General features: G+C 73.2%; 21 protein-coding genes. 6 read left to right on the top strand and 15 right to left on the bottom strand.

From position 1 onward, the window contains the following. Nucleotides 1-13 precede the first annotated feature (13 nt). Together ACA361_RS05065 and ACA361_RS05070 are read right to left on the bottom strand one after the other, a co-directional pair. Nucleotides 14-1,252, bottom strand: coding sequence for a M20 family metallopeptidase (locus tag ACA361_RS05065; protein ID WP_375010904.1), 1,239 nt, complete (start codon nt 1,250-1,252; stop codon nt 14-16). Nucleotides 1,253-1,589: 337 nt separating this feature from the next. Next, the gene (locus tag ACA361_RS05070) at nt 1,590-2,759 is read right to left on the bottom strand and encodes a glutamate--cysteine ligase (RefSeq protein ID WP_375010594.1); all 1,170 of its coding nucleotides are present in this window, start codon (nt 2,757-2,759) and stop codon (nt 1,590-1,592) included. Between the two features lie 614 nt (nt 2,760-3,373). Here ACA361_RS05070 and ACA361_RS05075 point away from each other — a divergent pair. Beyond that, a complete protein-coding gene (locus ACA361_RS05075) occupies nt 3,374-4,573 on the top strand; it encodes a D-alanyl-D-alanine carboxypeptidase family protein (RefSeq protein WP_375010595.1) in 1,200 nt (399 codons plus the stop codon). Nucleotides 4,574-4,707: 134 nt separating this feature from the next. Continuing rightward, nucleotides 4,708-5,112, top strand: coding sequence for a nuclear transport factor 2 family protein (locus ACA361_RS05080; RefSeq protein ID WP_375010596.1), 405 nt, complete (start codon nt 4,708-4,710; stop codon nt 5,110-5,112). On the opposite strand, the gene ACA361_RS05085 is transcribed toward ACA361_RS05080, so the two are convergent. The 4 genes from ACA361_RS05085 to ACA361_RS05100 form a co-directional block, all read right to left on the bottom strand. Continuing rightward, nucleotides 5,063-6,037, bottom strand: coding sequence for a YihY/virulence factor BrkB family protein (locus ACA361_RS05085; protein ID WP_375010597.1), 975 nt, complete (start codon nt 6,035-6,037; stop codon nt 5,063-5,065). The genes ACA361_RS05080 and ACA361_RS05085 overlap by 50 nt on opposite strands. A gap of 79 nt (nt 6,038-6,116) precedes the next feature. Then, a complete protein-coding gene (locus tag ACA361_RS05090; protein ID WP_375010598.1) occupies nt 6,117-6,680 on the bottom strand; it encodes a 2'-5' RNA ligase family protein in 564 nt (187 codons plus the stop codon). A gap of 34 nt (nt 6,681-6,714) precedes the next feature. Continuing rightward, nucleotides 6,715-7,815 (bottom strand): tryptophan--tRNA ligase, encoded by a 1,101-nt coding sequence (trpS, locus tag ACA361_RS05095; RefSeq protein WP_375010599.1) that lies wholly within the window; start codon nt 7,813-7,815, stop codon nt 6,715-6,717. Beyond that, complete coding sequence (locus tag ACA361_RS05100; RefSeq protein WP_375010600.1) at nt 7,812-8,993, bottom strand: hemolysin family protein; 1,182 nt, start codon at nt 8,991-8,993, stop codon at nt 7,812-7,814. The genes trpS and ACA361_RS05100 overlap by 4 nt, the downstream gene beginning before the upstream one ends. A gap of 132 nt (nt 8,994-9,125) precedes the next feature. Between ACA361_RS05100 and galE the strand changes: the two genes are divergently transcribed. Then, complete coding sequence (galE, locus tag ACA361_RS05105; protein ID WP_375010601.1) at nt 9,126-10,103, top strand: UDP-glucose 4-epimerase GalE; 978 nt, start codon at nt 9,126-9,128, stop codon at nt 10,101-10,103. Next, on the top strand, nt 10,079-11,284 hold the full coding sequence (galK, locus tag ACA361_RS05110; RefSeq protein WP_375010602.1) for a galactokinase: 1,206 nt from the start codon (nt 10,079-10,081) through the stop codon (nt 11,282-11,284). Before galE ends, galK begins: the two co-directional genes overlap by 25 nt. A gap of 60 nt (nt 11,285-11,344) precedes the next feature. On the opposite strand, the gene ACA361_RS05115 is transcribed toward galK, so the two are convergent. The 5 genes from ACA361_RS05115 to ACA361_RS05135 all read right to left on the bottom strand — a co-directional run bounded on the left by ACA361_RS05115 (nt 11,345) and on the right by ACA361_RS05135 (nt 18,988). Beyond that, complete coding sequence (locus ACA361_RS05115; protein WP_375010603.1) at nt 11,345-14,068, bottom strand: hypothetical protein; 2,724 nt, start codon at nt 14,066-14,068, stop codon at nt 11,345-11,347. Next, on the bottom strand, nt 14,065-15,858 hold the full coding sequence (locus ACA361_RS05120) for an HSP90 family protein (protein ID WP_375010604.1): 1,794 nt from the start codon (nt 15,856-15,858) through the stop codon (nt 14,065-14,067). Before ACA361_RS05120 ends, ACA361_RS05115 begins: the two co-directional genes overlap by 4 nt. Nucleotides 15,859-15,978: 120 nt before the next feature. Beyond that, nucleotides 15,979-16,968, bottom strand: coding sequence for a malate dehydrogenase (locus tag ACA361_RS05125; RefSeq protein WP_375010605.1), 990 nt, complete (start codon nt 16,966-16,968; stop codon nt 15,979-15,981). A 235-nt stretch (nt 16,969-17,203) separates the two neighbouring features. Continuing rightward, on the bottom strand, nt 17,204-18,421 hold the full coding sequence (locus ACA361_RS05130; protein WP_375010606.1) for an NADP-dependent isocitrate dehydrogenase: 1,218 nt from the start codon (nt 18,419-18,421) through the stop codon (nt 17,204-17,206). A gap of 126 nt (nt 18,422-18,547) precedes the next feature. Next, a complete protein-coding gene (locus tag ACA361_RS05135) occupies nt 18,548-18,988 on the bottom strand; it encodes a DUF3017 domain-containing protein (RefSeq protein ID WP_375010607.1) in 441 nt (146 codons plus the stop codon). Between the two features lie 268 nt (nt 18,989-19,256). On the opposite strand from ACA361_RS05135, the gene ACA361_RS05140 reads away from it, so the two are divergent. Continuing rightward, nucleotides 19,257-19,979: an FHA domain-containing protein gene (locus ACA361_RS05140; protein ID WP_375010608.1), complete on the top strand. Its 723-nt coding sequence runs from the start codon at nt 19,257-19,259 to the stop codon at nt 19,977-19,979. A 108-nt stretch (nt 19,980-20,087) separates the two neighbouring features. Here the strand turns inward: ACA361_RS05140 and ACA361_RS05145 are convergent, their stop codons facing one another. The 4 genes from ACA361_RS05145 to purN form a co-directional block, all read right to left on the bottom strand. Continuing rightward, nucleotides 20,088-20,942 carry a bifunctional methylenetetrahydrofolate dehydrogenase/methenyltetrahydrofolate cyclohydrolase gene (locus tag ACA361_RS05145; protein WP_375010609.1) on the bottom strand — a complete coding sequence of 285 codons (855 nt, stop codon included), beginning with the start codon at nt 20,940-20,942 and terminating at the stop codon, nt 20,088-20,090. A gap of 167 nt (nt 20,943-21,109) precedes the next feature. Further along, nucleotides 21,110-21,289 (bottom strand): hypothetical protein, encoded by a 180-nt coding sequence (locus ACA361_RS05150; RefSeq protein WP_375010610.1) that lies wholly within the window; start codon nt 21,287-21,289, stop codon nt 21,110-21,112. Nucleotides 21,290-21,600: 311 nt separating this feature from the next. Beyond that, entirely contained in the window at nt 21,601-23,208 is a 1,608-nt protein-coding gene (gene purH, locus ACA361_RS05155; RefSeq protein WP_375010611.1) for a bifunctional phosphoribosylaminoimidazolecarboxamide formyltransferase/IMP cyclohydrolase, read from the bottom strand. Next, complete coding sequence (purN, locus tag ACA361_RS05160; RefSeq protein WP_375010612.1) at nt 23,205-23,873, bottom strand: phosphoribosylglycinamide formyltransferase; 669 nt, start codon at nt 23,871-23,873, stop codon at nt 23,205-23,207. Before purN ends, purH begins: the two co-directional genes overlap by 4 nt. Before the next feature lie 134 nt (nt 23,874-24,007). Here purN and ACA361_RS05165 point away from each other — a divergent pair, with 134 nt between their 5' ends. Next, nucleotides 24,008-24,490, top strand: a complete 483-nt coding sequence (locus ACA361_RS05165; RefSeq protein WP_375010613.1) for a hypothetical protein — start codon at nt 24,008-24,010, stop codon at nt 24,488-24,490. The last annotated feature ends 40 nt before the right edge of the window (nt 24,491-24,530 follow it).

Here is a 24,530-nt window from a genome sequence, read left to right on the forward strand (position 1 = left end):
GGCCCGCGGCTACTCAGGTGAGCGCGGCGCCCTCGACCGGCTCGGCCTCACCCTGCCGGCCGCCGTCCCACAGCGCGGTCAGCGCCGTGGCCGCCAGCACCCGGACGCCGGCCGCGATGCAGCTCTCGTCGACGTCGAAGTCGCCGCGGTGCAGGTCGTACTCGTCGCCCGAGCCCGGCCTGCGCACGCCCAGCCGGGCCAGCGCGCCGGGGATCGACTCCAGGTACCAGCCGAAGTCCTCGCCGCCCAGGCTCTGCGGGGTCGGCACCGCCGCGTCCTCGCCGAGCACCTGCGCCGCCGCGTCCCGCAGCATCTGGACGCTCGCCGCCTCGTTGACCGTGGGCGGGACGCCGCGCACGTACTCCAGCGACGCCTCCACGTCGTAGGCCGCCGCCACCGACTCCAGCAGCGCCTTCATCATCTCCGGCGCCCGGTGCCACGCCTGGTCGTCCAGGCAGCGGACGGTGCCCTCGGCGATGCCGTCGTCGGGGATCGCGTTGGCCACCGACCCGGCCGCCACCCGGCCCCACACCAGCGACAGGCTGGAGCGCGGGTCGACCCGCCGGGACAGCGCCGACGGCAGCTCCGTCACGATCTTGGCGAGCGCGTACACCAGGTCGGCGGTCAGGTGCGGGCGGGCGGTGTGGCCGCCGGGCCCGGTCACCTTGACGTACACCTTGTCGCAGGCGGCGGTGATCGGCCCGGTGCGCAGCCCCAGCTTGCCGACGTCCACGCGCGGGTCGCAGTGCAGCGCGAACGCGCGGTCGACGCCGCAGATGCCGCCCGCCGCCATCATGTCCAGCGCCCCGCCGGGCGACTCCTCGGCGGGCTGGAACAGCAGCCGCACCCGGCCGGGCAGCAGCCCCGCCTCGGCCTGCTGCGCCAGGAACAGCCCCGCGCCCAGCACCATCGCGGTGTGCACGTCGTGCCCGCAGGCGTGCGCGACGCCCGGCACGGTCGAGGCGTACGGGACGTCCTTCTCGTCCTGGAGGGGCAGCGCGTCGATGTCGGCGCGCAGCGCGACCGTCGGGCCGTCCTCGGGGCCGATGTCGCAGAACAGGCCGGTGCCGCGCGGGAGGATCTGCGCCTTGAGCCCGGCCGCCGCCAGCCGCCCGGCGATCCGCTCGGTGGTGCGGTACTCGGCGTACCCCAGCTCGGGGTGCATGTGCAGGTCGCGCCGGAACGCGATCAGGGCGGGCTCGGCCAGCGCGAGGAAGGCGTCGAGCTGCGGCTGGAGCGCGCCGCCGCTCAGCGCGGCGGCCCGCACCTCGCCCGCGCTCGCGCCCGTGCGGGCGCCGGCCCCGGCGCCGTCGTGGTCGTCGCCGGTGCGCTGGGCCGCCCCGGGGGCGGTCGGTGGTTCAAGGCCCGGCATCACCCCGGGTCCGGTCTGTGTCATGTGCGCCCCCTGCGCGAGGGCGGAGCCGAACGGCGTCCGCCCGGTGGACTTCTCTCGGGCCGGCCCGGCGGCCGGGCCTGCGGGTGGGTCGGTAGGTGGGTCGGCGGATGGGCCGGGGAGCGGGCCGGTGCCGGACGGTTCCCCCGGTTCGAGCGTTTCCCCTGGTTCGAGTGATTCCCCCGGTTCGGGCGTATCAGGTGGTCCCGGCATGGGCGACCTCCCCGTACGTGACGAACCGGTCCTGCGCGAGCTCCATGATCGCCGCGTCGACCAGGTCCGGCACGGATCCGCCCTCGGCGCGGATCGCGCGCTGGCGCTCGTACGGCGCCCCGTGCTCCAGCACCTCGCCGGCGACCTTGAGCTCCTCCGCGCAGCCCAGCCGGTCGGCCACGGGCTCCAGCTCGCGGATCAGCTCGTAGAGATCGTCGCGGAGCGGTGCCGTGCTCCCCGTGTCGTCGGTGATGACGATGGCGTCGAGCCCGTACCGGGTGGCCCGCCACTTGTTGTCGCGCACCACCCAGGCGGCCGGCCGCGGCAGCGTGTAGCCGCGGTCCAGCTGCTGTTCGAAGAGCGTGACCAGGCTCTGGCACAGGGCCGCGGCCATGCCCACCTCTCGCATGGTGGGGATGCCGTCGAACATCCGGATCTCTACGGTGCCGAAATCGGGATGCGGGCGGATGTCCCACCACACTTCCTTGATGCTCCGGATCGTACCCGCCCGGAGCAGCGTTTCCATGTAATCCTCGAAGGCCGCCCAGTCGTCCAGCAGGTGGGGCGGCCCGGCCGTGGGGAGCTGGCCGAAGACGACCGCCCGGCTGGAGGCCAGGCCGGTGTCGCTGCCGCTCCAGTACGGGCTGGAGGCGGTGAGGGCGAGGAAGTGCGGCAGGTAGGCCGACAGCGCGTTGACGATCGGGATCGCGCGGTCGACGTCGCTCACCCCGACATGCACGTGCACGCCGAACGTCTGGATGCGCCGGGCGAGCCACTGCATCTGCTCGATCAGCTCGGCGTAGCGCTTCATCGGCGCCATCACCGCGTCCCGCCAGTCGCTGATCGGGTGGGTGCCCGTGCAGGCCAGCGTGATGCCGCGGGCGGCCGCGGCGGCGCGCAGCTCGGCCACCGTGGCGGCCAGGTCCTGCTTGGCCTCGCCGACGGTATGGCAGATGTCGGTCACGATCTCGACCGTGGACTCCATCAGCTCATGCCGGATCTTCGGGTTGTCGCCGCCCTCGCTGAGCGACGGCAGGGCGGCGAGCACCTCGCCGGCGTCCTGCCGCAGGTACCGCGTCTCGGCGTCGATGAGCTGGAGTTCCCACTCCACGCCCAGCGTCGCGCCGCGCGACGGGTTGAAGTCAATGGCCACGGCCAACCTCCGTCCACAATCCTCGCAGGTCGATGCGTGGCACGTGGCGCTATTCGGCCAGCGGGGCCCTAAGCCTGCACAAACGCGCCGCCAGGCTCGGGCCCTGCGTTCCATCATGGCGCCCGGCGCCCGCCACGCTGCGGGAAACCATGCCCTATGCGGATCATTTGACTCGTCCGGGCCGCCGACGATCACGGCGTGTCACCCTTTTCGGTCATCGAACGGTACGGATGTCATCCCTAGAAGGGACTAGTCCGCCCGTCCGGAACCCGCTTCCGGAACGGTATGGAATGATCACATGACGGACCGTATCCGGGGAATGATCGGCGCATGGCTGTGACCGTCCCGGAACACGACGACCCGGAACGCGGCGGCGCCGATCGACCGGTGCCCGCTACTTCCCGTACACACCGAAAGCCTTGGACGTCGCCTAATCTTCTAATCTTCGGGAGTTCACGAGCGGCGTGCACGGATGACCGGAACGAGGGGCGGCGGAGCTTGCGAGGACAGCGAGGATCGGCACGGGCGCGGGCGTCCCGGCCCCCGGCGGCGCCGATGGGAGCGAACCAGGTCCTGAAGGCACGGGAAGCGCGGGAAGCACGGGGAGCGCGGCCGTGAGGCGGCGGCCCGGGCGCGCGGCCGCCGCGGCCGCGGCACCGCTGCTCGCCGCGACGCTGCTGGCCCCTCCCGCGCTCGCGAACCCGAGCCCGGCCGCGACGGAGCCGGTCGGCGGGGCGCAGCTGGCCGCCAAGGGGATCGTGGCCGGCCAGGGTCCCGGCGTCCCGGCACCGCCGAAGATCAAGGCGTCCTCGTACCTGATCGCGGACGGCGACACCGGCGAGGTCCTCGCGGGCAAGGACCCGCACGGGCGGTACCTCCCGGCGAGCACGCTCAAGACGCTGACCACGCTCGCCCTCGTCTCCAAACTCGACCGGAACAAGCTCGTGCGGCCGTCCCAGAAGGCGTGCGACGTCGAGGGCACCAAGGTCGGCATGACGCCGAAGATGCAGTACAAGGTGTCCGACCTGTTCCACGCGCTGATGATGATGTCGGCGAACGACGCCGCCGTGGCGCTCGCCGAGGCCAACGGCGGCATGGAGAAGACCCTCGCCGACATGAACGCCGAGGCCCGCCGCATCAACGCCCGCGACACGCTGGCCGGCTCCCCCAACGGCCTCGACAAGGACCTCGGGCTCGACGTCAAGACGCAGCACACGTCCGCGTACGACCTGGCGCTGATCCTGCGCGAGGGCATGAAGAACGCCGACTTCCGCAAGTACGTGGAGACGATCGACCACCACTTCCCCGCGCCGCCGTCCAAGAAGGAGCGCAAGCGGGGCAAGAAGGTCGGCGGCTACCCCATCCACACCCACAACCGGATGCTGGAAGGGCAGTCGCAGGAGTACGAGGGCATGCTCGGCGGCAAGAACGGCTACACGATCGCGGCGAAGCAGACCTTCGTCGCGGCGGCCCGCCGGGACGGCCACACGATCATCATCTCGCTGATGCGCGCCGACGAGCAGCCGTCGCGGCTCGCGGCCGAGCTGCTCGACTGGGGCTTCGCCGCGCGCGGCAAGGCGAAGCCGGTCGGGACGCTGGTCCCGCCGGGCGACCCGGCGGCGAAGAAGCCCACCGACGCCCACAAGCTGCTGCCCGCCAACCCGCTGACGCACGACGACTCCGCCGGCGGCTGGGGCCTGCTCGTCGGCGGCGGGGCGGCGGGCGCGGTGCTGGTCAGCGGCGCGCTGTTCCTGCTCCTGCGGCGGCGCCGTACCGCGCCGTACACCGAGTCGTACGACGAGGCCGGCTCCTGACCCCCGCCCCGCCGCCGGGAACGGGGTAACCGTGACCTGACTGGCCGCCCGCGGCGACCGGCCTTACCCTCGCACTGGGGCCGGTCACCCGCGCCGCCGCTGGACGGCGGACCGGTGCCGCAGGAGGAGCCGTCGTGACCCACGAGCACCCCAACGCGGCCCTGATCCGGGAGGGCTACAACGCCTTCGGCAAGGGCGACATGGACATCATCCGCACCCTCCTGGACGACCGGGTCGTGCACCGGGTGCCGGGCCGCGGCCCGCTGTGCGGGGAGTACCGCACGCCGGAGGAGGTGCTCGGCTTCTACGTCCGGGTGTTCGAGCTGTCCGGCGGGACGTTCCGCACCGAGCCGTACGCGGTCATGGCGGGCGACGACTACGGCGTCGCGCTCGTCCACACCAGCGCCGAGCGTCCCGGGCGCCCCGGGCGGGTGCTGTCCGGGCGGGCGGTCGACGTGTTCCGCATCCGGGACGGCCGGATCACCGAGATCAGGACACTGGCCGAGGATCAGTACGCGGACGACGAGTTCTGGTCGTGACCCCGCCGTCACCGTCCCGTTTCTCGGCGCTGAGGACCGCCCGGCGGGTCGCCGTCCAGGCCGCGACGAGCAGCAGGAACCGCGACACCACGTTGATCCAGATCATCAGCCCGACCAGCACCGCGAACGAGGCGTACACCGGGTTGCGGGTGGTGTGGCCGAGCAGCAGCGTCGCGGCCTGCTTGAGCACCTCGAACCCGAGCGCCCCGGCCAGCGCGCCGTGGTAGATCGACCGCCAGGGCGCGCGGGTGCCCGACAGCCGGGAGAACAGCACCAGGAAGATCACCGTGTTGGTGCCGATCGCCATCGCGAACGTGAGCAGCCGCAGCGCGGTGCCGGCGCCGGCGACGTCGTCCCAGCCGAGCCAGGTGAGGACCGTGTGGCTGGCCTGGTTGGTGACCGTCGTGACCGCCATCCCCAGGATGAGCAGCGTCCCCAGCAGCACGATCACGCCCAGGTCCCAGGACCGCCGGACGAAGAAGTTCGCCTCCGGCTGCGGCTCCTTGCCCCAGATGTCGCGCAGCGACTCCCGCAGCACCTGCACGAAGCCGAGGCCGGTCACCAGCAGCCCGGCCAGCCCGACCAGGCCCGCCGCCGTCTTCGACCGGACGATCTCCTCGACCTCCAGCTGCTCCGCCATCCCCGGCAGCAGCGAGTAGACGGCGTCGACGAAGTAGGCCCGCGCCAGGTCGCTGACCCCGACGAGGTACCCGAGCAGCGCGTACGTCAGCGCGAGCAGAGGGAAGAACGACAGGAAGCCGTACGAGGTGAGCGCGGCCGCGAGCCGGTCGCCGCGCCGGTCCTGGTACCGCTCGAACGCCCGGACCAGGTGGTCGAACCAGCCCCAGCGCCGGCGCCGCTCGCGCAGCGCGCCCGTCCCGGCGTCCCGCACGGCGCCGGCCCGGTCCGCGAGGCGCTTGATCATCCGCCGCATACAGGGCGGTCTACCCCGCTGCGTCTAGGTCACGCCGCGTCCGGTCAGCGTGCCCCCGGGTGATATCCCGCTAACCTGCCGGAACGTCCTTGCCGAAGTAAAAGTCCCGCCGCGGCCGCCAGACGCCGTCGGGGCCGTGCTCGTACAGGGAGAAGCTCTCGACGGTGAACGCGGCCTTGTAGGAGGCCAGCTCCTTGTAGGCGCGGTCCATGACCTCCTCTGGGAGGTGGTGGGCGACCGTCACGTGCGGGTGGTACGGGAACTCCAGCTCGCGGCTGAGAGGGCCGGACACGACCCGCCGCTGGAGGCGGCCGCAGCCGTCGGCGCCCTCGGCGAGCGCGACGAACACGACCGGCGACACCGGCCGGAACGTCCCCGTCCCGCTCAGCCTGATCCGGAACGGCGCCCCGGCCTCGGCGACCGAGCGCAGATGGTGCTCGATCGCGGCCAGCGCGCCGGGACCGGCGACCTCCGTCGGCGGCAGCAGCGTGATGTGCGTGGGGATCGCGTCGGCGAGCGGATCGCCGAGGGCGCCCCGGGCGCGCTGCAGCTCGGTGCCGTACGGGTCGGGGATCGGGACGGCCACCCCGATCCAGCGTGCGGGCCCCGTCGGTGCCGGAGTTCCCGGGGTCACCGGGGCTCCCGGGGCCCGCGGGGCCCGCGCGGGCTCAGTGGCCTCGCCCAACGAATCCCACCCTGTCACGGACCACGTCCATGGTCCGCCGGGCCACCGCGCCCGCCCGCTCGGCGCCCTGCGCCAGCACGCCGTCCAGCCGCTCCTCGTCGGCCAGCAGCTTGGCGGTCCGCTCGCGGATCGGCGCGAACGTGTCGAGGACGACCGCGGCCAGCTCCTTCTTGAACGTGCCGTAGCCGCCGTCGCCGTACCGGGCCTCCAGATCGGCGACCGGGGTGCCCTCCAGCGCCGAGAAGATCCGCAGCAGGTTGGTGACGCCCGCCTTGTTCTCCTCGTCGTAGCGGACCTCGGTGCCGGTGTCGGTCACCGCGCGCATGATCTTCTTGCGCATCGGGCCGGGCTCCTCCAGGACGTCGATGATGCCCTGGGGCGAGGACGCCGACTTGCTCATCTTGGCGGTCGGCTCCTGGAGGTCGGTGATCTTGGCCGCGCCCTCGGGGATGAACGCCTCGGGGGCCACGAACGTGTCGCCGAACCGGTGGTTGAAGCGCTGCGCGAGCGTCCGGGTGAGCTCCAGGTGCTGCCGCTGGTCCTCGCCGACCGGGACGTGGAACGTCCGCTCGCCGGGCCCGGGCTCGGGCGAGTAGAGGAGGATGTCGGCGGCCTGGAGGACCGGGTACGTGAACAGGCCCACGGTGGTGCCGCCGGTCCCCTGCTTGGCCGACTTGTCCTTGAACTGCGTCATCCGGCCGGCCTCGCCGAACCCGGTGAGGCAGCCCAGCACCCACGCCAGCTCGGCGTGCTCGGGCACGTGGCTCTGCACGAACAGGGCCGAGCGCTCGGGGTCCACGCCCATCGCCAGCAGCTGCGCGGCGGCGACGCGGGTGCGGCGGCGCAGCAGCTCCGGGTCGTGCTCGACGGTGATCGCGTGCAGGTCGACCACGCAGTAGAACGCCTGGTGGGTGTCCTGCAAGGCGACCCACTGGCGGAGCGCGCCGAGGTAGTTGCCCAGGTGGAACGAGTCGGCGGTGGGCTGGATCCCCGACAGCACGCGCGGGGCGGGGCCCGTGCCGCGCTCGGTGCCGGGGCCGGTGCTGGAACCGGTGCTGGGAGTGGAGGCTTCGGACATGCTCACGGATCGATTCTCTCAGGCCCCGTGCGAGGCGGCGTCGTCGGTCCGGCGCCGGAGGCGGAGCCGGCCGGGGCGCCGGCCGGGGCGGTGGCCCCGGGGGCGCCGTCAGCGGTTGGGACGCCGTCCCCCACGGGGACGTTCGCGGCGAGGGCGTCCGGACCGCCTCCGGCCACCGCCCGCGGCACCGGCTGCCCCAGCGGAACGGACTGCCCCGGCGGGACGGGCTGCGTCAGCGGCACGGAGACGGACTGGAGCGGGACGGACTGGAGCGGGACGGACTGTGCCGGACCGGACTGCGCCGAACCCGGCTGCACCGGAACGGACGGGGTGACGCGCACGCGCGCGACGCGGCGGCCGTCCATCCGGACGACCGAGAGCCGGCAGCCGCCCGCCGCCACCGCGTCCCCCGCGGCGGGGACCCGGCCGAGCACGGCCATGATGTGGCCGGCGACCGTCTCGTACGGCCCGGCGGGCAGCCGTACCCCGGTCTCGGCGGCGAAGTCGTCGAGGTTCAGCAGACCGTCGACCTCGACCACCCCACCGTGCAGACGTTGCGCTTGCGCGTCCTGCACATCATATTCATCGCGGATGTCCCCGATGAGCTCCTCGACCAGGTCCTCCAGGGTGACGATGCCGGCGGTGCCGCCGTACTCGTCCATGACGATCGCCAGGTGGTGGCCCTCGCGGCGCATCTCCGACAGCACCGGCAGCACCCGGCGGGACGCCGGCAGGTACGGGACGGGCCGCACCAGCTCCCCGACCGGCACGCCGCGGTCGGCGACCTCCGGCACCAGCAGGTCCCGGATGTGGACGAACCCGATCACCTCGTCGTGCGAGCCGCTGCACACCGGGAACCGGGAGTGCGGGCTGCCCGCGGCGATCCGGGCGGCGGCCGCCAGCGTCAGCTCGGCGTCCAGGAACTCCACCTCGGTGCGCGGCACCAGCACCTCGCGCAGCGGCCGCTCGGCGGCGGCGAAGACCTCCTCGATCAGCGCCCGCTCGTCGGCGGCGATCTCGGTGTTGGCCGCGATCAGGGCCCGGACCCGCGCGGCGGTGACCATCTCGCGCGGCACGGCGGGGTCCTCCCCGGCCAGCCGCGCGGCCAGGCCCGCGGACCGGGCCGTCAGCCGCGCCAGCGGGCGGGCCAGGGCCCGGCCGCGGCGGGGACGGTGCTCGTCCATGGCGGCACGCCTCCCTGCGGTGTTCCGGCTGCTTACGTGGCTGCTGTGTTCCAGCCTTCCCCGCCCGGGGTTGCCGATAGCCTGAAACGCGTCCCGGCGATGCCCCCCGCGAAACGACCAGGAGGATTTTCCGTGAAGTTGCTCGTCACCGGAGGCGCAGGTTACGTCGGCAGCGTCGTCACCGCCCAGCTGCTGGAGGCCGGGCACGAGGTGATCGTGCTCGACGACCTGTCCACCGGGCACGCGGACGCGGTGCCCGCGGGCGCCCGGCTCGTCCACGGGACGCTGCGCGAGAGGGCCGCCGAGGTGCTGGCGGACGGGGGCGAGGGGAGCTTCGACGCGGTGCTGCACTTCGCGGCCAAGTCCCTCGTCGGCGAGTCGGTGCAGAAGCCGTGGCTCTACTGGGACGGCAACCTCGGCGAGTCGCTGGCGCTGCTGGACGCGATGCGCGAGACCGGCACGTCCCGGATCGTGTTCTCGTCCACGGCCGCCACGTACGGCGAGCCGGAGGAGACGCCGATCGTGGAGACGGCGCCGACCCGCCCGACCAACCCGTACGGGATGTCGAAGCTGGCCATCGACACCGCGCTCGCCGAGTACGCGCGGCTGTTCGGGTTCGGCGCGGTCTCGCTGCGCTACTTCAACGTCGCGGGCGCCCGGCTGGTCGAGGGCGGCGAGGCCCAGGGCGAGCGGCACGCGGTCGAGACCCACCTGATCCCGAACGTGCTCAAGGTCGCGCGCGGCGAGAAGGAGTCGGTCAGCGTGTTCGGCGAGGACTACCCGACGCCGGACGGCACCTGCCTGCGCGACTACATCCACGTGGTCGACCTCGGCGTGGCGCACCTGCTGGCGCTGGACGCGTGCGCCCCGTCCACCCACCAGATCTTCAACCTGGGCAGCGGCAGCGGCTACTCGGTGCGCGAGGTCATCGACATGTGCCGCGAGGTCACCGGGCACCCGATCCCGGCCGAGGTCGGCCCGCGCCGGCCCGGCGACCCGGCGGTCCTGGTCGCCTCCTCCGAGAAGATCAGGACGGGGCTGGGCTGGAAGCCGGAGCGCGACCTGCGCGCCATGGTCACCGACGCGTGGACCTTCGTCCAGGGCCGGTGAACGCCGCCGAGTCCGCCGTGGCCCTCGCCGCGGCGTTCACCGAGGCGTACCGCCGCGCCCCCGAGGGCGTCTGGCACGCGCCGGGCCGGATCAACGTCATCGGCGAGCACACCGACTACAACGACGGCCTCGTGCTGCCGTTCGCGCTGCCGCTGGGCGTGTCGGTCGCGGCGGCCCGGCGGGACGACGCGGTGCTGGAAGTCAGGTCGCTCCAGGCCGCCGACGCGGCCGTCACCGTCTCCCTGGACGGCACCGGGCCGGACCAGGTCCGGCGCTGGGCCGGGCGGGAGCGCTGGGCGGCGTACCCGTTCGGCGTGGCGTCCCTGCTGCGCGCGCACGGCGCGGGCGGCGCCTCGCTGCTGATCGACTCCGATCTGCCGCAGGGCGCGGGCCTGTCGTCGTCGGCGGCGCTGGAGTGCGCGACCGCGCTGGCCCTGTGCGACCTGTACGGGCTGGACGATCTCGCCGCCGACCGTCCCGCGCTGGCCCGGCTGGCGCAGCGCGCCGAGAACGACTACGCGGGCATGCCCTGCGGGATCATGGACCAGTCGGCGGCGCTGCTGTGCACGGCCGGGCACGCGCTGATGCTCGACTGCCGCAGCGGCCTGTCGTCCCAGGTCCCGCTCGACCTGCCCGGCAAGGGCCTGGCCCTGCTGGTGGTCAACACGCGGGCGCGGCACGAGCTGACCGGCGGCGAGTACGCGGCGCGCCGCGCCGACTGCGAGCGGGCCGCCGCGCTGCTGGGCGTGGAGGCGCTCCGCGACGTCAAGGACCTGGGCGGGGCGCTGGCCCGGCTGGACGACCCGGTGCTGCGCCGCCGCACCCAGCACGTCGTCACCGAGAACCACCGGGTCGAGGCCGCCGCCGGCCTCATGCGGGCGGGCGCCGAGGCGGAGCTGGGCGGCATGCTGACGGCGTCGCACCTGTCCCTGCGCGACCTGTACGAGGTGTCCTGGCCGGAGGCCGACCTGGCCGTCGAGACGGCGCTGAAGGCCGGTGCCCGCGGCGGCCGCATGATCGGCGGCGGCTTCGGCGGCTCGGTGATCGTCCTGGCCGCCGCCGACCGCGCCCCCCGGGTACGCGAAGCGATCACGACCGCCTACACCGACCGGAACCTCCCCACCCCGGAATTCCTGAACGCCGTCCCCTCAGCCGCCGCCCACCGCCGCCTGCCGCGTTGACTCGTGGCGAGTCGCCGCTACGGCGGGGGCGCGGCGGGGTGACACGCCACGAGTCGACCGTCAGTCGCCGTTCTCGCCGTTCAGCGCTTCCTGGATGTCGTTGCGAAGGTGCGCGGCCGTTTCCGCGGCCTCCTTCTGGTCCAGGGAGGCGAAGCCCTCGATCGCCTCGTTCACCAGGGCGAGCGCCTCGGGCAGGCGGCCCAGCTGGGCGAGGATGCGGGACTCGTCGTACGCCACCCGGGACGCCTCCCAGGTCCGGCCCGCGGTGTCCTCGGCGGGCAGGCCGGCCAGGGCGGCGCGGGAGCGCTCGATCTCGGCCAGGCCCTCCTCCGGCCGGCCGCACCACAGGTGGCACAGCCCGGCCGCGCGGCGGGCCCGGACGACGCCGTACGGGTTCCCGGCGGCCTCGAACGCCGCCGCCGACTCCAGGAACCGCTCGACGGCCTGCGCGTCCTTGTCCAAGCGCGTCAGGACGCCGGCGCTCAGCTCCAGCAGCTCCCCGGCGGCCCCCGCGTTCCGCTCGGCGGCCGCCTCCGCGGCCAGCTCCCCGAACAGCTCGGCGGCGTGCTCCTCGCCCAGCTCCGACTGCGCGTGCGCGAGGATCAGCCGGATCCGCCGGTACGACTCGGGGTCGTCGAACGACGCGACGAGCGGCAGCGCCTCCTCGGCCGTCTCGGCGGCCTCCAGATGCCGCCCCTCCCCGTAGTAGGCCCCGGCCAGCTCCAGCCGCGCGTAAGCGGCCTGCGGCGCCGCCCCGGCCGCCGTGAACCCGGCGACCGCCTCCACCAGGTCGGCGATCGCCTCGCCGCGCCCGATCGACGCCAGCAGCGTGCCGCGCTCGGCGTGCGCGGCGGTCGCCATCCACGGATCGGCGGCGCGGCCCCGCTCGACCGCCTCGTCGAAGACCTCCAGCGCCGCCGCGAAGATCTCCTCGTGCCCGTCCGCCGCCCGGTGGCCGCGCTGGGCGAGCAGCCGGCCCAGCGTCAGCGACGCCTCCGCCAGCTGGGCGGCGTGGCGGGTCCCGTCGCCGTCGCTCCTGAACGCCTCCCGCGCGGCCTCCAGAAGGGGCACGGCCGCCTCGGTGTCGTCCGCCCGCAGCGCCATCCGGGCGCGCATCAGCGCCAGCTCGCCGGTCTGCTCCGCCCCGTCCGGGACGACGCCCTCCAGGAGCGCCCCGGCCTCCGCGTCGTCGCCGCCGTTGAGGAGGGCGCCGACCAGGCGCATCCGGGCGGTGAACGCGCGCCGCGTGCCGACGGCGTGCTCGGCCAGGTAGTCCGCGCTCTCCCGCAGCATCGGCAGGCCCTCCTCGGGCCGCCCCTGGCCGCAGCGGATCGCCCCGATCCGGCTGCGCGCCGCCTGCCGCGCCACCGGGTCGCCCGCCTCCTCGTACAGCGCGGAGGCGCGCTCCCAGGCCGCCAGCGCGCCCTCGACGTCCTCCCGGGCGAACCGTTCGGCGCCCTCGCCGTCGGTACGGCGCGCGGCCTGGAGCGTCGTGGGGTCGGCGGCCAGCTCGTCGAAGCGGCGCCAGGCCGCCGCCGCGCGGTCGATCCGGCCCGCGACCCACTCCTCCTGGCCGATGTCGAGCAGCGCGTCCGGGTCGTCGACGTCCGCGTGGTCCGGGACGGGCCCGGCCGCCGGGGCGGGCGCCGTGACCGTGGGCGGCCGGTCGTACTGCGCCAGCGGCAGCCGGTCGGCGAGCGGCTCGGCGTCCAGCAGCTCCCGGACCAGCCCGCTCTGGTGCTCGTTGCCGTTGCGGGCGTCGAACCGCGCCGCCACCGCCAGCGCCCGCTCGGCCAGCTCCGCGCGCAGCTCGCCCACCGCGACCTCCACCGACTCCACCGGCCCGCCGGCCGCGACCGGCCGCGCGATCATCACATCGCCGTGGCCGGCCTCCTCCACCCGGCGCAGCAGCAGCGCCGCCGACGCCGCGAACCGCATCTCCGCGTACGGGCTCGGCGCCCGGTCCAGCCACCCCAGATGCCGCTGGACGATCTCCAGCCCGCGCGCCTCGTTGCCGGTACGGGCGCAGAACTCCACGTGCTCGCCGATGTAGGCCAGCTCGTTCAGCCGGGCCCGCATCAGCCGGTACCCGAGCAGGTGCGCGTTGCGGGCGTCCTCCAGCCGGCCCGTCCGCAGGAACACCGGCAGCAGCCCCGTCAGGATCGCCTGCGGCTGCTCGGCGCAGTTCAGCTGCTCCTGGAGCACCGGCTCCGCGACCGCCAGCGCCTCCTCGTCCCGGCCCCGCCACCGCAGATGGCTCACCTTGCCGGTCGGGTCGCAGCCCGCGCAGTCCGACAGCTCGTCGCGCGGCGTCGTGTGCCACATCGCGAACCAGCGGTCGGCGGCGTCGCCGTTCCCCAGATGCTTCGCCACCCGCGCCCGCCGGCCGTACACGGCCTGGAGGCTGTGCCCGCCCAGCTTGTAGCGGCGCTCCATGTCGTCCAGCGCCGCGCGGGTCCGGTCCAGCGGCACCTCCGGGAACTGCGTCAGCGAGTAGACGATCCACTTGTACTGCCACAGCAGCCGGTGCTCGGCCGCCTCCCCCAGCGCGCCCGGGTCCGCGTCGTACTCGGCCAGGCAGCGGCTGAACGTCGTGAACGTCTTCATCGGCTCGCCGCCGAACTCGTACGCGCTGCCCAGCTCCATCCGCACGTCGAAGGTCACCCGGGGGTCCCCCAGCTCCTCCGCGCGGCGCAGCGCCTCCTCCGTCACGACCGTGCGCGCCTCGCCGTAGGGCAGCGCGTACGCCCGCCCCATCAGCTCCTGAACCTGCTCAAGGCTCACTTGGACTCTCCAGCTTCAGCGTCGGGGGTGTGCATGGCCCACTCCAGCAGGCCCAGGAACGAACGGTTGAGCGCGGCCGTGTCCGCCGGGCGCAGCGGATGCTGCCCGTACAGGAGCGCCTGGCCGTACAGCCCCTGGACGGCCAGCTCCACCAGCCCGTCCTCCGCCAGGGACGTGACGCGCCGCGCGAGCGGGTTGCGGTGGTTGAGGACCAGCTGGGGGCGGTCGGCCTGGACGGCGCCGTTCAGCGCGCCCAGCACGTCCGCCCACAGCTCGTCGGCCACCTCCCGGGCCTCCGCCAGCTCCGCCTGATGCCGCGCCGCCCTGCTGGTGACGTACAGCGCGGGCAGCGACGGCGGATCGAAGTCGCGGACCACGACCTCGCAGCCGAGCCGCTCCACCGCCTTCTGCGCGGCCGCCAGGAACGGCCGCAGCGCCAGCTCCGCCGCCGGGTCCAGCACCCCCAGGTGCGTGGTCAGCTCCGCCGGGTCCAGCCGGGGCAGCGCCGCGTCCGGATCGATCGCCGGCAGCCGCTCGATGATCTCCGTGTCGTGGACGTAGCCGCCGTTCACCAGCCCGACGCCCTGCGCGCCCGCCACCGCCGACAGCCGCCGGAACTCCTCCACGCTCGTCACGTACCGCGCGTCCGCGTGCCGCCGCCGGAACTCCGCCAGCGTCATCGGGCCCGCCGACGTCTCGAACTCCAGCCACCGGTCCACGATCCGCAGCATGTCGTCGTCCTGCAGCGCCATCGCCTTCACGCCCAGCTGGTGCAGCCGCAGGAACCCGCGCAGCCGCGCCGGATCCGTCTCGCTCAGCCGGACGAGCCACTCCCGCAGCCGCTCCCCCAGCGCCCGCCGCGTCGACTCCAGCAGCTCGTCCTCGTACAGCGCCTCCCGGCTCGCGGTCGGCCGCAGCTCCCCCGCGTCCACCACGCACCGCACGAAGAACGCCCACTCCGGCAGCAGCCCCTCGACGCTCTCCGCCAGCAGCATCCGCTTCAGGTAGACCCGGTGCGCCCCGCGCGCGGCCGGCGCCACCGGCTGCGGCAGAACGAACGCCACCCCGGTCAGCCCCGCCTCCGGGACGTCCAGGTCGATGACGTCGTACGGGTCGAACCCGTACAGCTCCCGGCAGTACGTGTCCAGCGCCCGCCGGCGCCGCGCCGGATCCGCGTGCGCCGCCCGCCAGGGCGGCCCGCCGCCCGTGATCGGCGCCCCGTCCACGGTCAGCTCGATCGGCAGCAGCGACCCGTACGACCGCGCCAGCTCCCGGACGATCTCCGGGCTCAGCAGCTCCGCCGACCCCGGACGGGCCTTCAGCGCGACGGTCGTGCCCGGCTCGTCCCGCTTCCCCGGCTCCACCCGGTAGCGGCCGTCCGCGAAGCCCGTCCAGCGCACCGCCGCCGCGCTCTTCACGGACCGCGTCACGACCTCGATCTCGTCCGCCACCAGGAACCCCGACAGCAGCCCGATCCCGAACTGCCCCAGGAAGTCGTGCCGCGCGAAGCCCAGCTCGTCCCGCTTGGACGAGCGCCCGATCGTGGCGAGCAGCCGGTGGACCTCCTCCTCGGTCAGCCCGATCCCGTCGTCGTGCACGCGCAGCCCGCCGCCGCCGGTCTCGATCCGCACCGTCCCGCCACCGCCGCCGCGCGCGGTGATCGCGTCCACCGCGTTCTGCAGCAGCTCGCGCAGGTAGACCCGCGGGCTGGAGTACAGGTGCCTGCTGAGCAGGTCCACCACGCCACGAAGATCTACCTGAAACGCCTGGTCCACGCCGCCGCCCCTCATGCCCTGCCCGGTCCGCCCGGCAAGCCTAGTAGCGAGAACCGGCGGTTAAACGCCGATTTCCCCCGACACGCGCCGAGCCCCGGACCGCACGGCCCGGGGCTCGGCACGCCCATCCTCGGATCAGATGAGACCCAGCTTGCGGACGGCGTCGCGCTCCTCCGCCAGCTCGTTCACCGACGCGTCGATCCGCGCCCGGGAGAAGTCGTCGATCTCCAGCCCCTGGACGATCTTCCAGGAGCCGTCCTTCGTGGTCACCGGGAACGACGAGATCAGGCCCTCGGGCACCCCGTACGAACCGTCCGACACGACGGCCATGGACGTCCAGTCGCCGTCCCTGGTGCCGTTCACCCAGGTGTGCACGTGGTCGATCGCCGCCGACGCCGCCGACGCGGCCGACGACGCGCCCCGCGCCTCGATGATCGCCGCGCCGCGCTTGGCCACGGTCGGGATGAAGTCGTTCTCCACCCACGCCTGGTCGTTCACGACCTCGGCGGCGCCCTTCCCGCCGATCTCCGCGTGGAAGATGTCCGGGTACTGGGTCGCCGAGTGGTTGCCCCAGATCGTCAGCTTCCGGATCTCGTCGACCGACACGCCGGCCTTCCTGCTCAGCTGCGCCAGCGCCCGGTTGTGGTCCAGCCGCGTCATCGCGGTGAACCGCTCGGCCGGGACGTCCGGGGCGTGCTGCTGCGCGATCAGGGCGTTGGTGTTGGCCGGGTTGCCGACCACCAGCACCTTGATGTCGTCGGCGGCACCGGCGTTGATCGCCTCGCCCTGCGGCTTGAAGATCCCGCCGTTGGCCTCCAGCAGGTCACCGCGCTCCATGCCCTTGGTCCGGGGCCGCGCCCCGACCAGCAGCGCCACGTTGGCGCCCGCGAACGCCTTGCGGGCGTCGTCGAAGATGTCGATCCCGTCCAGCAGCGGGAACGCGCAGTCGTCCAGTTCCATGGCGGTGCCCTCGGCGGCCTTGACCGCCTGGGGGATCTCCAGCAGGCGCAGCCGTACCGGGGTGTCGGCGCCGAGCAGATGGCCCGAGGCGATGCGGAACAGCAGCGCGTAGCCGATCTGGCCTGCGGCGCCGGTTACGGTCACGTTGACTGGGGTGCGAGTCATTGCCTCTTCACTTCTCCTGTGACGGACGGGCTCAGGCGGCCATCCTTCGTTCTCGAACCCGACCGAGAGGAGCCGCCAGCGGGGTTCTCTCGTCGTCGAGATATTCCAGTGGTCAGGCTATCGCGACCGGCCCCCGCCGGGGCGGGCAGGTGCGCCACCCGGCATGGCATCCGCCCGGAAACGGCGAAGGCCGCCCCGGGATCACCGGGACGGCCTTGGCGCGAGAAGGAACGGCTCAGCCGTTGAGCTTCTTCTGGAGGTTGGTGTCCAGGGCCTCCAGGAACTGCTCGGTCGTCAGCCAGGGGGTCTCCTTGCCGACGAGGAGCGCCAGGTCCTTGGTCATCTGGCCGCCCTCGACGGTCTGCACGCAGACCTCCTCCAGGGAGCGCGCGAAGCCGATGACCTCGGGCTGCGAGTCGAGCTTGCCGCGGTGCTCCAGGCCCCGGGTCCACGCGAAGATGGACGCGATGGGGTTGGTGGAGGTGGGCTTGCCCTGCTGGTGCTGCCGGTAGTGGCGGGTCACCGTGCCGTGCGCGGCCTCGGCCTCGACGGTCTTGCCGTCGGGGGTCATCAGGACCGAGGTCATCAGGCCGAGCGAGCCGAAGCCCTGGGCCAGGGTGTCGGACTGGACGTCGCCGTCGTAGTTCTTGGCCGCCCAGACGAAGCCGCCCTCCCACTTGAGCGCGGCGGCGACCATGTCGTCGATGAGCCGGTGCTCGTAGGTGAGGCCCTTGGCGTCGAAGTCCGCCTTGAACTCGGCGTCGAAGATCTCCTGGAAGATGTCCTTGAAGCGGCCGTCGTACGCCTTCAGGATCGTGTTCTTCGTCGACATGTACAGCGGCATCTCACGGCTGAGCGCGTACCGCATGGTCGTCCGGGCGAAGTCCCGGATCGACTCGTCGTAGTTGTACATCCCCATCGCGACACCGCCGCCGGGGAACTTGGCGACCTCCATCTCGATGGGCTCGCCGCCGTCCTCGGGGACGTACGAGATGGTCACGGTGCCCGGGCCGGGGACGACGAAGTCGCTGGCCTTGTACTGGTCGCCGTGGGCGTGGCGGCCGATGATGATCGGCTTGGTCCAGCCCGGCACCAGGCGCGGGATGTTGGACGTCACGATCGGCTCGCGGAACACGACGCCGCCGAGGATGTTGCGGATCGTTCCATTGGGGGAACGCCACATCTTCTTGAGGCCGAACTCTTCGACGCGCGCCTCGTCCGGGGTGATGGTGGCGCACTTGACGCCGACCCCGTGCTCCTTGATGGCGTTGGCCGCGTCCACCGTGACCTGGTCGTCAGTGGCGTCGCGGTACTCGATCCCGAGGTCGTAGTACTTCAGATCGACGTCGAGGTACGGCAGGATCAGCTGGTCCTTGATGAATTTCCAGATGATCCGGGTCATCTCGTCGCCGTCGAGTTCGACGACGGGGCCCGCTACTTTGATCTTGGGCATGCTGTTGCTGTCCCTTTCCTACACCGGCCAGCAGTCCTTGTAAGGCTCAACTGGGAAGGCTATCCGAGAGCACTCTGCGGTCTAGACCTCGGGTCTACCTGCGCTTGACCGCCGGCCCGGCGTTCGTCAGCCGGGCGCGTGCCGGGCGGCCGATCTCCTGCGCTTGGCCAGGAGGAACCGGGCGCCCCTGGCGACGAAGAGGCACGCGATCAGTACCCCGAACGCGGCGGCCACTCCCAGGCCGGCGCGGTTCATCGGCGGGACGCTCAGCGAGACGAACGCCACGGCCTCCCCCAGGAAGACCAGCGTCCAGCAGTCGATGGAGCGGCTCCGTACCGCCAGCATGCCGAGCTGGGACTCGGGGAGCACCAGCCGGGCGAGCGCGCCGAGCAGCAGCGCCGCCGCGATCAGGACCGTGCCCTTGCGGAAGTAGTGGAACGAGCACAGCACCAGCCCGACCGCCACACCTGACAGCACGATCAGATAGGGCAGCCTGGCCAGCCAGTGCGGTGCGGTTCCCCTCCGTGCGGGGGCCCTGCGCCTCCGGCGGCGCACCTCGGTGCTCATGGATCCGACCGTAGCCGGTCCGGCGGTCCCCCACGACATCCACCGGCATCCTCGGGGAAGGGGACCATCCCGGCCGAAGAATTCTCCCCATGACCCATCTCTCACCGGAGACTCTTCACGCCCAGGGCGTAACGCATGAGGTCCAGGAACTCCCGATGGACACCGAATGCCTTATGCCATCGGTGCTACCGGCCAGTAGGGGGGTGTGACGGGAACGCGGCCGGGTAACCCGGCAGACAGGGGTCGCTAACTAGCTGGGAGGACTGCCGTGGAGGGGCCGTTCATGCGGATCGAGGACAGCGGGCTGGTGGTGCCGCTGCGCCCCGACGTCACGACGGTCGGGCGCGGGCGGGGAGTCGACATCCGCCTCGACGACCCGAGTGTGTCCCGATTGCACGCAGAGATCGTTCGGCGCGGCCCGTACGTGTACGTCGTCGACATGGGGCTCTCCCGTAACGGGACCCGTGTCAACGGCCGGCCGATCGCCCGCCGCGTTCTGGAGGACGGCGACGTCGTCAGCTTCGGCACCTCGCGGTGCCGCATGGGGGGCATCCCCCGGGAGGAGGTCGATCCGGACGTCGAGCTGCGCCGCGCCGTGGCTCCGGAGCTCACCCGACGCGAGGTCGACGTGCTGACCTCGCTGTGCCGTCCCGCGCTGTCGGACGAGGCGTTCGTCGCCCCGGCCACCGCGCGGGAGATCGCCGGAGATCTCGTCGTCACCGAGGCCGCGGTCAAGCAGCACCTGCTGCGGCTCTACCAGAAGTTCCGCATTCCGGAGGGCGCCAACCGGCGTACCCGGCTCGCCAACGAGGTCATCGCGATGGGCCTCGTCCGCCCGCTACCCCCGGTGCACGTACCGCAGCAGGCGCGGTCACCGATGGACGGCGGGCGGCCGCGGGGCCCGGAGGTGCGCCGCCCGGGACCGGCGCACGCGGCGAGCCACGTCCCCGGTCGCACCGCGGCGACCGCGGCGGGCCGCAGGGCGAGCTGATGTGACCGTGCGATCGCCCTCCGGGTAGCGCAGTAGAGGGCGGTCGCCACGACACCGTACGGGGTCGCGAGTCCTCTCGCGGCCCCGTACGCGTGTCCGGTACGGCGGCTAGGAGGCGGCGGCCTTCTCGGCGGCCTCGACGACGTTGGCCAGCAGCATCGCGCGGGTCATCGGGCCCACGCCGCCCGGGTTGGGCGCGACCCACCCCGCCACGTCGCGGACGTCGGCGGCCACGTCCCCCGCCAGCTTCCCATCGACCCGGGACACGCCCACGTCGAGCACCGCCGCACCCGGCTTGACCATGTCACCGGTGATCAGCCCCGGCACCCCCGCGGCGGCGACCACGATGTCGGCCTTCCGCGTGTGCGCGGCCAGGTCGGCGGTCCCCGTGTGGCACAGCGTCACCGTGGCGTTCTCGCTGCGCCGGGTGAGCAGCAGCCCCAGGGGCCGCCCGACGGTCACGCCGCGCCCGATCACGGTGACCTCGGCCCCCTTGATCGGCACATCGAACCGGCGCAGCAGCTCCACGATCCCCTTGGGCGTGCAGGGCAGCGGCGCGGGCTGCATGAGCACCAGCCGGCCGAGGTTGATGGGGTGCAGCCCGTCGGCGTCCTTGAGCGGGTCGATCCGCTCCAGCACGCGCTGCTCGTCCAGCCCCTTGGGCAGCGGCAGCTGGACGATGTACCCCGTGCAGGCCGGGTCGGCGTTGAGCTCGGCGACGGCCCGTTCCACGTCGTCCTGCGTGGCGTCCGCGGGTAGGTCGCGGCGGATGCTCTCGATGCCGACCTCGGCGCAGTCGCGGTGCTTCATGGTGACGTAGGCGTTGCTGCCGGGGTCGTCCCCCACGAGCACCGTGCCGAGCCCGACGGTCACGCCGCGCTCGCGCAGCGCCTCCACCCGTACCTTGAGGTCGGACCGGATCTCCGCCGCGGTGGCCTTGCCGTCAAGGATCTGTGCCGTCATTGCGTACCTCCGCGCTGAACGCCGGGTGCCCCGCCTGGGCGTGCGTTCGTCCCGGCTCGGGTCCCGGTCACCCAGGCGCGCGGTGTCCGGACTGTCTTCGCTCCCCGGTGGTGGCCCACCTTGACCGCGCCAGTCGCGTCCACCCCATGCTACCGAGCGTGCGGAGGTCAGTCCTCGTCGGTACGGGACCGCCAGGCGATCAGCCGGTCGGTGCCGTGCCAGCCGAGCTGCGCGGCCAGGATCGCGGCGAGCACGGCGGCGGCGAGGCCGACCAGCTGGCGGGACTCGGTCAGCAGCGAGGCGGCCTGCGACACGCTCCACACCATCAGGGTCACGAGAACGTCCATGCGGAAAGCTCCAACGAGGAACGGGCCGCGCAGTTCAAGGGCAGGTCAAGGAGGATCGAGCGAGCTGTGCGCGACCCGCCGAGGCTACCAACCCCCAAACCTAAAAACGCCCAAACGATTCGCAAAGACCCAGCCCCGCACCCGGGGGCAAGGGGCGGAGCCCCCAGAGACGGGGGACGAGGGGGCGGAGCCCCCAGGCAGGGGGAGTGGGGGCGGCAGCCCCCCACCCGGACGGGCGTGCTCCCGGAGCGAGCCCCGGCGAGCGCAGGGAGCACGCCCGTCCGGCCTGGGGGTCCAGGGGGGTGGCCCCCCTAGTGGAAAAAGTGGCGGGTGCCCGTGAAGTACAGGGTGATGCCCGCCTGCTTCGCCGCTTCGATGACCTCGTCGTCGCGGATGGAGCCGCCCGGTTCGACGATGGCGCGGACGCCCGCCTTGGTGAGGACCTCCAGGCCGTCGGCGAACGGGAAGAAGGCGTCGGAGGCGCCGACGGAGGCGGCGGCGCGGTCGTCGCCGGCCCGGGAGACGGCGAGGCGGGCGGAGTCGACGCGGTTGACCTGGCCCATGCCGACGCCGGTGGTGGCGCCGTCGGCGGCGAGGAGGATGGCGTTGGACTTGACGGAGCGGCACGCCTTCCAGGCGAAGGCGAGGTCGCGGAGGGTGGCCTCGTTGGCGGGTTCGCCGGCCTTGAGCTCCCAGCCGGCCGGGTCGTCGCCGGGGGCGTCGACCTTGTCGACGGTCTGGAGGAGGAGACCGCCGTCGACGCGGCGGTACTCGACGGTGCCGGCGGGGCCTTCGGGGCAGCGCAGGAGGCGGATGTTCTTCTTGCGGGTGAGGATCTCCAGCGCCTCGTCGTCGAAGGCGGGGGCGACGAGGACCTCGGTGAAGACGTCGGCGACCTGGTTCGCCATGGCGGCGGTGACGGGCCGGTTGACGGCGATGACGCCGCCGTAGGCGGAGACGGGGTCGCAGGCGTGGGCCTTGGCGTGGGCGTCGGCGACGTCGGCGCCGACGGCGATGCCGCACGGGTTGGCGTGCTTGATGATCGCGACGGCGGGGTCGGCGAAGTCGTACGCGGCGCGGCGGGCCGCGTCGGCGTCGACGTAGTTGTTGTAGGACATCTCCTTGCCGTGCAGCTGTTCGGCGCCGGCGAGGCCGCCGCCGGACCGCTCGGTGTAGAGGGCGGCGCGCTGGTGGGGGTTCTCGCCGTACCGGAGAACGGCCTTGCGGTCCCAGGCGGCGCCGAGGAAGTCGGGCCAGCTCGTCTCGGCGCCGGTCTCGTCGGGGGCGTACTCGCTCGCGAACCAGGACGCAACGGCGGCGTCGTACGCGGCGGTGTGCGCGAAGGCGCGGGCGGCGAGCCGGCGCCGCTCCTCCCCGGTGAAGCCGCCGGCGTTGACGGCGGTCAGGACGTCGGCGTACGAGGACGGGTCGACGACGACGGCGACGCCGGCGTGGTTCTTGGCGGCGGCGCGGACCATGGTGGGGCCGCCGATGTCGATCTGCTCGACGCACTCGTCGGGCGTGGCGCCGGAGGCGACGGTGTCGGCGAACGGGTAGAGGTTGACGACGGCGAGGTCGAACGGCTCGACGTCGAGGTCCTCCAGCTGCTGCCGGTGGTCGTCCTTGCGCCGGTCGGCGAGCAGGCCGGCGTGCACCTTGGGGTGCAGGGTCTTGACCCGGCCGTCGAGGCATTCGGGGAAGCCGGTGAGCTTCTCCACCTTCATCACCGGTACGCCGGCGGCGGCGATCCGGCCGGCGGTGGAGCCGGTGGAGACGATCTCCACGCCGGCTTCGTGGAGGCCCTTGGCCAGCTCCTCCAGTCCCGTCTTGTCGTAAACACTGATCAGTGCGCGCTTTACCGGCTCTTGCCGGGGTGCCTGGGGGGTCGCCCCCCCAGACTTGCTCGCGACCTGGGTCACCGGCCCGGACTCCCCTCGTCTTCTGTGCCCTGTTGATCGGACGTGTTACAGGTCCTGCATTTCATGGAGACGCGCCTGCCCTCGGCGGTCCAGCCGTCGCGGGCGAGCCGGCCGACGACGTCGACCATCAGGCGGCGTTCCACCTGCTTGATGCGCTCGTGCAGGGAGTCTTCGTCGTCGTGCCAGCGGACGGGCACTGCCTCCTGGGCGATGACGGGCCCGGTGTCCACGCCCTCGTCGACGAAGTGCACGGTACAGCCCGTGACCTTCACGCCGTACGCCAGGGCGTCGCGCACCGCGTGGGCGCCCGGGAAGGACGGCAGCAGCGCGGGATGGGTGTTGATCGTGCGGCCGCCGAAGCGGGCGAGGAAGCGCGGGCCGAGGATCTTCATGAAGCCGGCGGAGACCACCAGGTCGGGCTCGTGGGCCTCGATCGCGGCGGTGAGCGCCTCGTCCCAGCCGGAGCGGTCGGCGAAGTCGGGGATCCGGACGGTGAACGTCGGGATGCCGGCGCGTTCGGCGCGCTCGATCCCGCCGGTCCCGTCGCGGTCCGCGCCGACCGCGACCACCCGGGCCCCGTAGGCTGGATCCGCGCACGCGTCGAGCAGCGCCTGTAGGTTGGTCCCCGCGCCGGAGACGAGGACGACGAGCCGGGCGGAAACCATGACTCCCCTGGTGAACGTTACTGGTGAGGTGAGGTCGTTCGGGCGAGGCCGGGCTTCGCCGGCCGCTGGAAAGCCTATCGGCCCTGTTCCGCGCGCCGTCATCCGCATCGTGGGTCGGTATCTGGAGGAAGAACGTGAGTGAGCAGCCGGGGCAGGGCGACGGCGGGACCGGTCCCACCGCCGGCCAGGACACCGCGCCCGCGGGCGGTCCCGGGCGGCGGGATCCGGGGCAGCCCGACCGGGCGGGCCTGCGGGCGCTGTGGCTGGGCGGCGGCTCGATCCTGCTGATGCCGCTGTTCTTCCCGATCGGGCTGGCGCTGGCCGTGGCGGCCCTGGTCGTCGGGGTGAAGGCGCGCAAGCGGTCCCGGCAGGACCGTTCCCCCGCGCAGGGGGCGACCGCGGGCATCGTGCTGGGCGCGATCGGCAGCGTCATGGGGCTGGTCTGGCTGGTCTTCACCGCCGCGCTCTACCCGGAGACGGCGCGCTACCAGGACTGCCTCCAGGGGGCCAACACCAACTCCGACGAGAAGGTGTGCCGGGACGCGTACACGTCGGAAGTGGAGAAGAAGTTCAACCTGCCGGAGGGCTCGATGTCCCGGTACGACGGGTGGTTGTGAGCCCGGCGCTCAGTCCTTGCGCTCAGTCCTCTCGCTCAGT

Source organism: Actinomadura sp. 21ATH (assembly GCF_041951345.1).
Classification (GTDB): Bacteria; Actinomycetota; Actinomycetes; order Streptosporangiales; family Streptosporangiaceae; genus Spirillospora.